9 protein-coding genes are annotated in these 12,741 nt (G+C 72.1%); 8 read left to right on the top strand and 1 reads right to left on the bottom strand.

The window, feature by feature from the left end; translation table 11 throughout:
- Position 1 precedes the first annotated feature (1 nt).
- From BM362_RS28980 to BM362_RS28965, 4 genes are read left to right on the top strand one after another with little or no spacing between them, the layout of a single operon-like run.
- Positions 2 to 2,995, top strand: coding sequence for a CHAT domain-containing protein (locus BM362_RS28980; RefSeq protein ID WP_093575272.1), 2,994 nt, complete (start codon positions 2 to 4; stop codon positions 2,993 to 2,995).
- 54 nt (positions 2,996 to 3,049) lie between these two features.
- Entirely contained in the window at positions 3,050 to 3,577 is a 528-nt protein-coding gene (locus BM362_RS28975; protein ID WP_093575271.1) for a hypothetical protein, read from the top strand.
- 9 nt (positions 3,578 to 3,586) lie between these two features.
- Positions 3,587 to 4,399, top strand: coding sequence for a DUF3592 domain-containing protein (locus tag BM362_RS28970; protein WP_093575270.1), 813 nt, complete (start codon positions 3,587 to 3,589; stop codon positions 4,397 to 4,399).
- 23 nt (positions 4,400 to 4,422) lie between these two features.
- Entirely contained in the window at positions 4,423 to 5,418 is a 996-nt protein-coding gene (locus BM362_RS28965; protein ID WP_093575269.1) for a hypothetical protein, read from the top strand.
- Here the strand turns inward: BM362_RS28965 and BM362_RS28960 are convergent, their stop codons facing one another.
- Complete coding sequence (locus BM362_RS28960) at positions 5,419 to 6,588, bottom strand: PucR family transcriptional regulator (protein WP_067592547.1); 1,170 nt, start codon at positions 6,586 to 6,588, stop codon at positions 5,419 to 5,421.
- An 80-nt stretch (positions 6,589 to 6,668) separates the two neighbouring features.
- On the opposite strand from BM362_RS28960, the gene BM362_RS28955 reads away from it, so the two are divergent.
- The 4 genes from BM362_RS28955 to BM362_RS28940 are packed head-to-tail and all read left to right on the top strand — an operon-like array spanning position 6,669 to position 12,577.
- Positions 6,669 to 8,717 carry an acetate--CoA ligase family protein gene (locus BM362_RS28955; protein WP_244287316.1) on the top strand — a complete coding sequence of 683 codons (2,049 nt, stop codon included), beginning with the start codon at positions 6,669 to 6,671 and terminating at the stop codon, positions 8,715 to 8,717.
- Positions 8,710 to 10,029, top strand: coding sequence for an alkyl sulfatase dimerization domain-containing protein (locus BM362_RS28950; RefSeq protein ID WP_093575267.1), 1,320 nt, complete (start codon positions 8,710 to 8,712; stop codon positions 10,027 to 10,029). Before BM362_RS28955 ends, BM362_RS28950 begins: the two co-directional genes overlap by 8 nt.
- A gap of 44 nt (positions 10,030 to 10,073) precedes the next feature.
- Complete coding sequence (locus tag BM362_RS28945; RefSeq protein ID WP_093575266.1) at positions 10,074 to 11,396, top strand: MFS transporter; 1,323 nt, start codon at positions 10,074 to 10,076, stop codon at positions 11,394 to 11,396.
- Entirely contained in the window at positions 11,396 to 12,577 is a 1,182-nt protein-coding gene (locus BM362_RS28940; RefSeq protein WP_093575265.1) for an alkyl sulfatase dimerization domain-containing protein, read from the top strand. The genes BM362_RS28945 and BM362_RS28940 overlap by 1 nt, the downstream gene beginning before the upstream one ends.
- Positions 12,578 to 12,741 lie beyond the last annotated feature (164 nt).

Below are 12,741 nucleotides of genomic sequence, written 5' to 3'. Positions count from 1 at the left end.
CGTGCTCGCCGGGTTTCCGCCACCGCTCGCGCCGCCGGACCGGCCACCGCCCCCGGAACTCGCCGGCGCGGTTTCGCACGGCTACAACTGCCGTTGCGTCGCCGAGCATTTCGGCCTCGACCCGGCGGCTTGCCTGGAGTCGCCCGCGTGCGCGCTGACCGAAGCTGAGTACAACTCTCTGCTCGCCGAGGCCTTCGCCGTCCAGGCCGAGGCCAAGCGGCTCGCCGCGACGCGGGATGTCGCCGGTGCGCACCAGGCGTACGCGCGGATGCGGCAGCTCGCCCGGCAGCTCGACCGCGTCAGCCTCGAAGTCGCCGCGGTCAGCGATCTGGCCACCGTCTGCTACTCGGCGGGCGATCTCCGCAACGCGCGCCAGTGCGCGGAAGCAGTGCTCAGCGTCTTCGCCGTGAGCACCGCCGCTGTCGTCCACTTCGGACAGTATGCCGAACTGCGGATGCTCGAAGGCTCCCGCGAGGTGGCGGAGCGCGTCCTCATTTCCCTGTCCACAGAGGATGGTGACCTTGGCCGAGCGCGCGAGCTGCTCGCGGATCAGCGACGTCGCGCGGCGTTCCGGAAGGCCGCCGAACCCGGCCAGTTCCCGCGTGCACAGCTCGACCCGCACGGCGCCGACGAGCTGGAGTTGCGCATCCTCGAAGTGCGCGTGCAGGTGGCCGCCGGGGATCCGGCGGGCGCGCGGGACGCGATCGACGAGATCCTGACCGGCCTGGACCGCGTCGCGGAGGTCGACGAGGTCCGCGACCAGGTGGCGTCGCTGCGGGCAATGGCGCGGGCCGAACGCGCCCGCATCCGCCAGGCGGGCGGCGAGGAAGCGGACGCGACGGCGGATCTCCTGCGGCTCAATGCCCGGCACGAAGGTCCGACGGCGGCGAAATTCGCCATCAGCCTGGCCGAAACCCGCGCGCTCGACGGAGATTTCCCCGGCGCGATGGCGACGATCGTCAAGGCCAGAGACGAACTCGCGGCAGCCGGAGTGACCGGCGACGTCGCCGAGGCGAGCTACGCGCTGGGCACCTTGCTCCTGCTCGCAGGCGATGCGGCGCGGGCGCGAGACCAGTTCGAGCACGCGGGAAAGCTGTGGGCCGCGAACGGCGACACCCCGGGCACGCGCCGGCTCGCCTCGGCGCTGGCTCGCTGTGCGGCGGCCGAGGGCGACTGGAGGTCGGCGGACGAGCACGTGGCCCAGCTCCGGGCGGCGGCCCGCGAGTCGGGCGAATGGCTGGAGTGCCTGCGAGCCGATTACCTCTCGGCCGCGATCGGCTGCGAACGCGGCGAAGACCCGCGAGCGGTGCTGGACCTGCTGTTGCCGGCGGCCCTCGCCGCGCAGGAGTACCGGTTCGCGTTCGCGTCGGCCCCGGCGCGCACTGCGTGGGCGAACAGCGTCGCGGGTCCGGCGACGGCACTGCTGATGGTCCTGCTGACCCGGCTCGGCGAAACGCGGCTGACGGCGGAGCTGATCGAGCGCGCGTGCGCGGTCGGGGCGTACCCGGAGGACCGTTCCCTGAACCTGACCGGCGCGCTCCCCGCGCTGGCACCGCCGGTCGAGGACGGTCAGCTTCCGCTGGCCGCATTGGGTTCGGTCACCTCGTCGCTCCCGCTCCGGCTCGCCCCGCCGCCCGGCCTGCGCTGGTCGCCGTCCTCGCCGATGGAGCTGGACGCCTGGTCCCGGCTGGCCGCCGAGCGATACGGGTGCACGGTGGCGCCTGGGACTGTCGAGACCTGGCCCGCTGCCGCACCCGGTCGCGAAACTTTCATCCTCCGCTACGCCGACGCCGGGCACACCTACCTCAGCTGGCGCACCACCAGCGACCTCGACACCGTCCACACGCACCCGATCGACGCCGATCTCGTCGACACCGCGCGCGGCTTCCTCGCCGAAGCTTCCCCGACACCGCGGGAAGGCGAGCCGGTCGCCGAAGCGGTTCGTCGTTCACTCGACGCTTTCGGCAGTTTCGCCGCGGAGCAACGCCTTGCCCGCGTCCTCGCGCTCAACCTCCTGCCCGCCGATCTCGTCGCGCAACTCCGGCGCGCCACGCGTCCGCTGCTGCGAATCCAGCCGTCCCCGGCGCTCGCCGCGGTTCCGTGGGGCCTGCTCGCCCTGCCTGATCGCCGTCCGGACCACGTGCTCGACGCCGACGCGGTCGACACCTGCTTCGACAGCGACACCCGGATCCTCGACCTCGCCGACGTCTCGCTGCTCGCCCCCGCCGGAATCCCTCGCCGCGAACCGGCCCCCGCCGGACCGCCCGTCTACCTGCTCGACCCGCGGATCCCCGGTCACAGCGCGTTCGGCGAACTGGGGTCCGTGCTCGGCAAGCAAAACGCGGCTTCCCCGTTGATCCGCCACCTCGACGCCCAGCTCGCCGCAGGGCCCGCCCGGCCCGCCGCCGCGCGCGGCCTCGACCTGGTCCGCCGCACCGACACCGACCGGCGGCTGCTCGCCGGTCTGCTGGCCGAACCGTGTTCGCGGCTGGTGTTCGCCGGGCACGTCAGCCGCATCCAGGACGTCCACGGCGCGCAGACCGCCCTGCACCTGTCGTGCCCGGCCGACCTGCCGGGCACCGCCGCGCCGATCGGGGCGCACCGGCCGTTCACCGCTGCCGACCTCGCACTGTCCGAAGTGGACATGCCCGCGCGGGTCGCGCTGATCGGCTGCGCCAGCGCGAGCGACTTCGGCCTGCCCGAACCGTTCGGCGTCCTGCTCGCCGCGGTCGCGTCCGGGGCCGGGCTGGTCGCCGCGACGGTCTGGGCGCTGCCGACGTCGGCCGCGGCGCCCGGCGCGGATCCGATGGCCGAGCTGGTCATCGCCGTCGACACCGCGCTCGCCGGGCCGGATCCGGTAGCCGACCTGTGCGCCTGGCAGCGGACCCGGCTCGCCCGCTGGCGCGAACAGTCCGAGCCAGCCCGCTCGCCGGTCTTCTGGGCGGCTCTGACCTGCCTCGACGCCACCGACGACGGCAAAACCTGGGTTCGGTAGCAGCCCGCCCGCCCGAAGCTGTGTCCAGCACACCGGCACAGCGAAAGGCACCCGATGTTCAAGAAGATCCGCGACAAGATCACCGAAGCGACCCAGCAGGGCATGGCCCGCGGCGCGCAGGATTTCCAGCAGCACGCCGAGCAGTTCCGGCAGGCGGCCGCCGCGCAGGGGCACGACATCACCCCGCAGCTGCCGACGCCGCAACTGGCCGCGCAGGCCTACCGCACCGTCGCGGCCGACCCGGAGACGGCGGCCTTCCTGGCGCTGCCGACGCAGGAGCAGCTGCGCCAGCAGCAGGAACTTCAGGCCTACGGCACCGAACTGCGCCGGCTCTACGACACCGGGGAGAAGGCCACGCTGGTGATCCGCGCGCTGGAGCCCACCGGCCGGACGGTCGCCGGGCAGGCCCGGTACACCGCCACCCTGGACGTCACCCGCGCCGACGGCATGATGTACCGGGCAGTCACCCCGCTGATCACGCCGCGGGCGACGATCCAGCAGTACGCGCCCGGCACCCGCCACGAGGCCCGGCTCGACCCCGCCGATCCGGCGAAGGTCGCCGTGTTCGGCCCGATCGCGTAGGCGGCCGCGGTGTTCAGTTCCTTCGCGTTCGGCCTTCCGGACGACCCTGAACAGACCCGGGCGTCGAGCAGGCGGCTGTGGCTTCTCGGGATTCCCGCGACGCTCGCCTGGGCGGTCGCCGGCTGGTCCGGCGCGCTCGGACTGCTGGACGGCTTCCGGCTGATGTCGCTGAACCGCGTCGGCGCGTGGGGGGCCGACGCGGGACCGGCGGCTTCGCTCGTGTTGTTCTTCAGCCTGGCGGTCACGGTCGCGTCGTCGCTCGGTTTCGCGATGCTGTGGGGCGGCGGAATGTCGTTGCGCCGCATGGGGGTCAGCTTCCGGGCCAGCTCGCTGGCGGCGGCACTCGGCGTGACGCTGGGCAGCGGCGTGGCGGCTCCGTCGTGGACGCCGCCGGAATCCGTGGGCGAACGGCTGCCCTTCCTCGACGGCGAGGCCGAGCCGTGGTCCGATGTGGACTGGGTGGTCTACTACGAGCCGCTTCTGGTCCCCGCGGTGTCCGGGCTCGTCGCGCTGGTCCTGATCGTGGTGCTGCTGCGGGCTTTTCTCCGCGCGGCCGAGGCGGACGACCGCGAACAGGGACTGCTGCACTGCGGCCGCCAGGCGACGGGCGTTCTCACCCGCGTGGATTTCACCAACGTCTGGGTCATGGGGAATCCGCGGTTCACCGTCCACGTGCGGTTTCCCACCGAGACCGGCGAACGCGAGGCCGTGACCACGATGATCACACCGCTCTTCCAAGCCCCTTCCGCAGGCTCGGCAGTGCGGGTCCGCTACGACCCGCGGGATCCGAAAGCCGTTCTGGTGGAACCGGGTTCCCGCTGACCGCCCGAGAAGGGACTACTGCCATGGCGGCCCTCCGCACGATCGCGTCCGGGTTCCTCACCGGCTTGGTGATCGGAGCGACGCTGTGTTCGCTGGTCGTCGGGACCATCGTCGAGAGCGTTCCGTTGTTCGTGGCCGGGCTGGGAATTCCGCTCGGCTACGGCATCCTCCTGTACCTCGGCCGCCTGCCGCGCCGTGCCCGGGAGAAGGCGGTCCCGCCGACAACGGCGCTCGCGCGGATCGACAGCCTGCGCGCCGGAGGCACCGAAACGGGCGATCTTCCCGTCAGCTTCATCCTCACAGTCGCGCCGGACGGTGCGCCGTCCCATCGCGTGGAGGCGACGCACACGGTCAATCTGGTGGATCTTCCGGACTACCGCAAGGGCGACGTCCTGGTGGTGAGCTACCCGCCGGGCCGGCCGTGGAAGGTGCGCATCGTGTCCAGCCCGCCGCCGGAATGGCAGCGCCGGGCGGCGAACGCGGTCATCCCGCCCGCGGCCGAATCCACTTTGGTCCATTCGCCGCCGGAGGGCTGCGCCGCCGGTGTCTTCACACTCGTCGGGCTGCTCCTCGGCGCGGGCGCCGTCCTCGGGCTTTTCCGGGCCGAGCTGTTCGCGCCGGAACCCAGTGCCGCTCAGCCGGAGCCGCCTGCCGCGGTAACCTCCTCGGGCTCCGCGACCGTCGATGTCGGCCCGCGACAGTCGCTCCTGGACGAGGGCGAACTGAGCCGCGTCGTCGCCGGGCTGGCCCGGAGCACGGATGTCTCGCAGACGCTCACCGCGGTCGTCCGGGAACACCGGCTGACGGTCGTCTTCGCCCCGGCCGGTGTCCAGGTCCCGCGATTCGACCTCCGCACCCTGCCCGTCCACGAGATCCCTCGTCTGGTCCGGAAAGCCTTGCAGACCCTCGACGTCGGAACGCCGCAGACCTGGCAGGTCACCGTCGTGCCACTGCCCTCCGCACGCACCATCCGCGTCACGGTGACCGGACCCCACGGCAGCGCTTCCCTCGCCGGATGATCACCCCGCCAGCCCGAGCGAAGCGCCGAGCAGCAAAAGTCCCTGGGCGGTCCGCGGATCCGCACCGGTGAGATTGGCGATCCGCGACAGGCGATTGTCCACTGTGTTCGGATGGACGTGCAGCTTCCGCGCGGTCTCCCGGCGGTTGAAGTCGGTCTCGAAATAAGTCCGGAGCGTCGCCGCCAGATCAGGCTCGCCGCTGAGCCGCGCCGCCAGCGCGCGCAGCTGAGGGGTTGCCGCGCTGTCGTGGTTCAGCTGGTATTCGAAGAGGTGGTCCGCGAGCACGGCGACCGTGCCGGGGACCGAATTCACCCGCAGCAACCGCTCCGCTTCCGCCACCGCCGCCGGGATGTGCGGCAGCTCGGCCGCGTGGGCGAACGCGCCGGTGATCTCGACGCCCGTCGTCTGGTGCGCCCGCGGCACCGCCAGCCGGGCCTCGGCCAGCGCCGCTTCGTCATTGTCCGAAGCAGCCGGAATCAGCAACAGACCGCCGTCGGGATCCAACGCGGCCAGCACGTCACCGGACAGTTCGCGACGCAGGTGCTGCAAGAGCAGCCGCGCCTTCCGCTGCCCGGCCAGATGGCGCCCGACCGCGTCGCCGACCGAATCCGCCGGGTCCGCGGCGAACCGCAGCGCCAGCACGCCGTACGCCGGGGCGAGCCGGACGTCCGCCGGCTCCGGGATCGACTCCCCCGCGGCCAGCCGCCGCACCAGGGCCCGTGCCGCCTCGCGTTGTTCGTGGTCCGCGGTCTGGAATTCCTTCTGGTGCGCCTGCACGGCCGCGTTCATCACCCGGTGCAGGCATTTCAGCAGCACCGCCGCCGTGCCGTCCGGCGGAGACCCGGCGGACACGTCGTCGACCTCGGCCCACATCTCCTCGGCCGCCAAGAGGTAGGCATGCACGAACTCGCTGACCGGCAGCCCCTCCGCGCCCCGCTCCCGGCCGCGCTGGCGGAACAGCTCCAGCCCGTCCTCGCCCGGCTCGCTCCCCTCCCGCGCGGCGCGCGCGAACAGCCGGCCGAACTCGCGGATGGTGTGCGCCATGTGCAGGTGCAGGTGTGCGGGCACCTCGCCGCGGTAGTGCGGCGAGGTCGCCACATACCGGCGGATCGTCCGTTCGACCGCCTTCGGCAGCCGGTGCTCGAAGCTGCGCCACGACAGTTGTGACATGTCACAGCACGGTAGCCGAAAACCTGGGCAATGTGCGCTACCAGCTGGGCAGGCCAGCGGCGACAGTTGGGGTTGTGTCCATGACCGCGATCACAGGAGGTCCCGCACCGATGCGCTGCGAGCCGCTGTTCCGCCCGAAATCGGTCGCCGTGGTCGGCGTTTCCGCGACCACCGCGCTGTCCTGGGGACGGATCGCGCTGGACCGGCTGCTGCGCGGCGGCTTCGGCGGCGAGGTCTTCGCGGTCTCCCGCGGCCCGCTCGGCCTGCCCGGCGTCCGCACGGTCGGCTCGCTCGCCGAGATCGGCTACGGCCCCGACCTCGTGGTCCTCGCGACCCCGGCGGAAACGGTTCCCGCGCTGGTCAGAGAAGCCCGCGAACTCGGTTCCGGCGCGGTCATCGTCTTCGCGTCGGGCTTCGCCGAGGGCGGAGACACCGCGCTGGAGGACGAACTGCGCGAGGCCGCCGGAGACCTGCCGGTGCTGGGCCCGAACTGCCTGGGCGTGGTGAGCCACCCGGCGGGCGTGCAGCTCTCGACGACGGTTTTCCTCGACCGCGAGCGCGTGCCGCCGGGGCCGATCGCGATCGTCACGCAGAGCGGCGCGATGGGGTTCGTGCTCGCTGACCTGCTCGAACAGGCCGGGATCGGCTACTCCTACTACGCGAGCGTCGGGAACGAAGCCTGCCTGTCCAGCCATGAAATCGGCAGCGACCTGCTCGATCAGCCCGGCGTCGAGGTGCTCGTGCTCTACCTCGAAGGCGTGCGCCACGCGGACGGTCTTCGCGCGCTCGGCCGGCAGGCACGGGCGGCGGGCAAGACCGTGGTCGCGCTCGCAGTGGGCAGCAGCGCCGCCGGTCGCCAGGCCGCGCTGTCGCACACCGCGGCCGTCGCCGGTGATCACTTCCTGCTCGCCTCGCTGTGCCGCCAGGAAGGGATCCACCTCGTCACCGACGACGACCAGCTGGTGGACGCGGTGCTCTGCGCCCGCAAAGGAACGACCCTTCCCCCGGCACCGCGGCTCGCCGTGCTCACGATGTCCGGTGGCGCGGGCGGCATCCTCGCCGACAACCTGACCGCGCTGGGGGTGCGAATTCCGCCGCTGTCCGGTGCGACCCGCGCGAAACTCGCCGAGGCCGGCGGTGCCGAGGCGGCTGAGGAGAACCCCGTCGACCTCGGCGGCAACATCGACCGCTGGCTCGACCGGGTCGGCGATCTGCTCGGCGTGCTCGACGAAGACCCGGAGCTGGACGGCGTCGTGCTCTATCTGACGTTCGGCGACCGGTTCCGCGAGGCCTACCACCGGCTGGCCGCGGCTGCCGCCGCGATGCGGACGCCGACGTGGTTCGTCTGGGCCTGTGCGCCGCCCGGCGAGCTGGCGGACGTCGGGCGGCCGGACACCGTGCTGCCCAGCATCGGCGCTCTCGTGCGACGGCTCCGGGTGCTGGTCCCGGACCGGGTCCCCGAGCCCGCGGACCACGCCGCGCCCGATGACCGTCCAGTGTGGACTGAACTGCGAGCCGTTCCGCTGCTGGAGGACGCTGGCATCCCGCACGTGGACACCGTCGCCGGAATCGATCTCGCTGCCGCCGTCGCGGAAAACGGCTGGCCGGAGCCGTACGTGGTCAAAGGCGATGCCGCCGACGTGCCGCACCGGGCCCGCGCCGGGCTCGTGCGCGTCGGCGTCACGGCGGCCGAACTGCCCGCAGTGCTGGCCACGCTCCAAGCGCGGCTGGACGAGGTCTCCGCCGATCCGGACCGGACCCTCGTCGTGCAACCTCTGCTGCCGCACACCGCCGAACTCGCCCTAGGCGCGACGCGGGATCCGTTGTACGGCACCGCAATCGTCCTCGGCGCGGGTGGTGACCGTGCCGAAGACCCCACCGCACCCCGCCGCGCGCTGCTGCTCCCGGCCACCCCAGCGCAGCGAGCTGAACTCGCCGCCTGGGCTGGCGACGTCCTCGCCGCCCCGGTCCCCGCCGTCGCCGCCGCGATCGACGGGCTCGCCCGCATCCTCGGCGACCATCCGGAATTCGCCGAAGCCGACCTCAACCCGCTCTGCGTCACCGGCGACGACCTGGTCGCCGTCGACGCGCTGTTCACCGAGAACGTTCAGGAGGCATCCCGTGACTGACCTGCTCGACTACGCCGACAAGGTCTGGCGGGGCGAGGCCGACACCCGCGTCTACCACACCGGCACGCTGCGCAAGGACGGTCTGCACGAGCTGGCCGAGGGCGTCTGGATGTGGCCGGCGTTCGGCAACGTCTTCCTCTTCCCCACCGCCGACGGCCTGTTCTGCTTCGACACCGGCGAACGCCGCACCGCGCAAGACCTTTTCGGCGCGACCCGCGCCCGCACCGGCGCTCCGCTGCACACCGCCGTCTACTCGCACGGCCACATCGACCACGTCTTCGGCGTCGGCCCGTTCGATCTCGAAGCGCAGGAGCGCGGCTGGCGTCGCCCGTCCGTGCTGGCGCACGAAAACACGCCGCCGCGGTTCGACCGCTACGAGCGCACCCGCGGCTACAACACGGTGATCAACCAGCGGCAGTTCCAGTCGCCCGGATTCCGCTGGCCCGACCGGTACCGGCATCCCGACGTGACCTACCGGGACACCACGACGCTGCGGATCGGCGACCTCGACGTCCGGCTGACGCACGGCCGCGGCGAGACCGACGACGCGACGATCGCGTGGCTGCCCGACCGGAAAATCCTGTGCTGCGGCGACTTTTTCATCTGGTCCTCCCCCAACCCGGGCAACCCGCAGAAGGTCCAGCGGTATGCCGCCGAGTGGGCGCGGGCGCTGCGCTGGATGGCCGGGCTGGGCGCGGAACTGCTGCTGCCCGGGCACGGCGTGCCGATCGCCGGCGCCGACCGGATCCGGACCGCGCTGGCCGACACCGCCGAGTTCCTCGAAACCCTGCACGACCAGACCGTGGACGCGATGAACGCGGGAGCCACCCTCGACGAGGTCGTGCACGGCGTCACCGCGCCCGCCGAACTGCTGGCCAAGCCGTATCTCACACCGTCCTACGACGAGCCGGAATTCGTCGTCCGCAACGTCTGGCGGCTCTACGGCGGCTGGTACGACGGCAACCCGGCCAACCTCAAGCCCGCGCGCCGCGCCGAACTGTCGCGGGAACTGGCCGACCTGTCCGGCGGCTCCGACCGGCTGGCCGCGCGGGCGCGGGAACTGCTCGCCGCCGGCGAGCACCGGCTGGCCGGGCACTTCGCCCAGCTCGCCGTCGACGCGGCCCCGGACGACGAGACCGCGCACACCGCCCGCGCGGAAGTGTTCACCGCACTGGAAAAAGCCGCGACCTCGACGATGGCCAAGGGCGTCTATGCCTGGGCCGCCGCCGAATCCCAAGCCGTGCTCGACGGAACCGACCGCGCAGAGCAGCTGCGCGCCCGCACCGCGGGCCGCACCCGCTGGGCCTTCTGACCCGCCGCCCCGTCCGACAACGACGTTGAAATGGGGACCCCACGATGAACGCTCCCGCTCTCCCCGCCGAAACCGCCGCCGGACGGCGCGCCGGCGGCACCAGCGCCCGCGGCTGGGTCGTCACCGGGCTGCTGCTGGTGTTCATGCTGATCAACTTCGCGGACAAGGCCGTGCTCGGGCTCGCCGCGAAACCGCTGATGCACGATCTCGGCCTGTCGCCCGAGGCGTACGGCCTGATCAGCAGCGGGTTCTACTTCCTGTTCAGCATTTCCGCGATCGTGGTCGGCTTCGTGTCGAACCGTGTGCCGACGAAGTGGATCCTGCTCGTGCTGGGCGTCGTCTGGGCGCTGACGCAGGCCCCGATGCTCGGCACGGTCGGGTTCGGCGCGGTGCTGGTCAGCCGGATCGTCCTCGGCGCGGCCGAGGGCCCGGCGAACCCGCTGGCGATGCACGCGGCGTACAAGTGGTTCCCCAACGAGAAACGCGGCCTGCCCAGCGCGCTGCTGAACGCCGGTTCCGGCATCGGCGTGGCGCTGGCGTCGCCGCTGCTGACCGCGCTGATCGTCGGCTACGGCTGGCGATGGGCGTTCTTCGCGCTGCTCGTCGTGGGCCTGCTGTGGTCGGTGCTGTGGGCGATCTTCGGGCGGGAGGGAAAGGTCGCCGGAACCGCTTCCGTGCACGCGACCGCGGTCAAGTCCGAAGCGGACGAACCGCGCGTGCCCTACCGGCGGATCCTGCTGAACGGCACCTGGCTCGGCGGGTTCCTCGCCGGATTCGCCGCGTACTGGGCGCTGGCCGTGCTGGTCGCCTGGGTGCCGCATTACCTCGAAACGGCGTTGCACTACAGCACGGTGACCACGGGGACGCTGGTCGCGCTGCCGTGGATCGCGTCGGTCGTGTTCAACCTCGCCCAGGGCATGCTGAGCGACCGGCTGATGCGGCGCGGCGTGTCGAGCCGGGTGGCCCGCGGCGTGCTCGGCGGGATCGCGGTGCTGGTCTCGGGTCTCGCGATGCTGCTGTTCCCGCACACCGGGGGCTGGTTCCAGATCGCGCTGCTGACCGTCGCGTTCAGCCTGGGCGGGGTGGTGTTCGCCCTCGGCGTCACGATGAACGCCGAGATCAGCCCGACCCGGCAGCGCGGCGCGGTGCTGTCGATCACCGTCGGCCTGGTCACCACCGCCGGACTGCTCGCTCCGTACCTCACCGGACGGCTGATCCAGGCCGCTTCGTCGCCGGTCAGCGGCTTCACGCTGGCCTTCACCATCAGCGGCCTGCTGTCCCTCGCGGGCGGTCTGCTTGCCGTGTTCTTCGTCAACCCCGACCGCACCGCGCGGCGGCTCGGGCTCCGCACCGAGGTGGTCGGCTGATGCCTTTTCAGGACACTAAGAACCCGCTCTACGGCAGCGGCCGGATCACCGAGGTCGCACCCGGCGTCCGCTCGATCGGGCTGCAGGGCAACAGCCTGGCGGTGGAAACCGCGTCGGGCCTCGTCGTGGTCGACACCGGACCGTCCCCGGACCTCGTCGCGCCGGTGCTGGACCAGCTGCGCGAACCGGTGCGCTGGATCGTCTACAGCCACGGGCATCTCGGCTACAACTACGGCGTGCCCGGGTTCTTCGACTACGCCGCCGCGCACGGAGAGCGCCGCCCGGCCGTCGTGGCGCAGGAGAACGTCGTCCGGCGCTATCAGCGGTATCTGGAGACCGCCGGGCTGCAAAACCACATCAACACCCGGCAATTCCGCCGCCCGATGGCCGATATGGCGGCCCCTCCGCCCATCACCTTCCCCGACCAGACCTACCGGGAAGCGCTGACGCTGGCCCCGGACGTCCGGCTGCTGTGGGCACCGTCCGAAACGGACGACGTGACCGCGGTCTGGTTGCCGTCCCAGCGGGTTCTGTACGGCAGCGCCGCGGTGATCAACGGCATCCCCAACATCGGGACACCCATGCGGACCATGCGCGACACGGTCCGCTGGGCCGACACGCTCGACCGGCTCGCGGCGCTGAACCCGGCCGTCCTGGTGCCGGAGTTCGGCCCGGTCGTGCGCGAGGACCCGGTCCGGCAGCTCACCATGACCGCGGCCGCGCTCCGGTGGCTGCGCGGCGCGGTCGTGGACCAGCTCAACCAGGGCCGGCGGGTGGACGACATCGTGCACGATCTCCGGTATCCGGCCGAACTGTTCGACGTGCCGTGGATGCGCGAGCACTACGGCCACCGGGAGTACATCGTCCGCGACATCGTCCGCTCGGAAACCGGCTGGTGGGACGGAAATCCGACGACCCTGCACCCGTCCCGCCCGGACGTGGCGGCCGCGGCCCGCGCGGAGGCGATCACGGACAAGCAGGCGGTGCTCGACCAGGCCGAGCGGCTGCGCGGGGACGGGCGAGTGCAGGAAGCGTTGCATGTCATCGATTTGCTGGCGCTCGCGCCCGGGGACGATCCGTTGGTGAAGCAGGCGCGGGCGGTGAAGCAGGAACTGTGCGCGCTGCGGGCGGCGGAGGCCAGCAGTTACGTGTCGCGGAGTTTTTACCGCAGCGGGTGGTGACGCGGCTCGCCTGCAATTCACCACCAGCCCTCTCGCGAGCGCTGCGATAAATTCTCTTCGCCGGACAACTTCGCGGGCATGAGCCGGCCCCTCGGGACGAAGCCGCGATCTTGGCCCCCGCGCCGCAGGCACCGCTGCCGGACGCCTGCTTTTCCGGCTGGTTC

This window comes from Amycolatopsis rubida, assembly GCF_900115345.1.
GTDB classification, from domain to species: domain Bacteria; phylum Actinomycetota; class Actinomycetes; order Mycobacteriales; family Pseudonocardiaceae; genus Amycolatopsis; species Amycolatopsis rubida.
The sequence above is the reverse complement of the archived record's forward strand: the minus strand, read 5'-3'. Positions and strand labels throughout refer to the sequence as shown.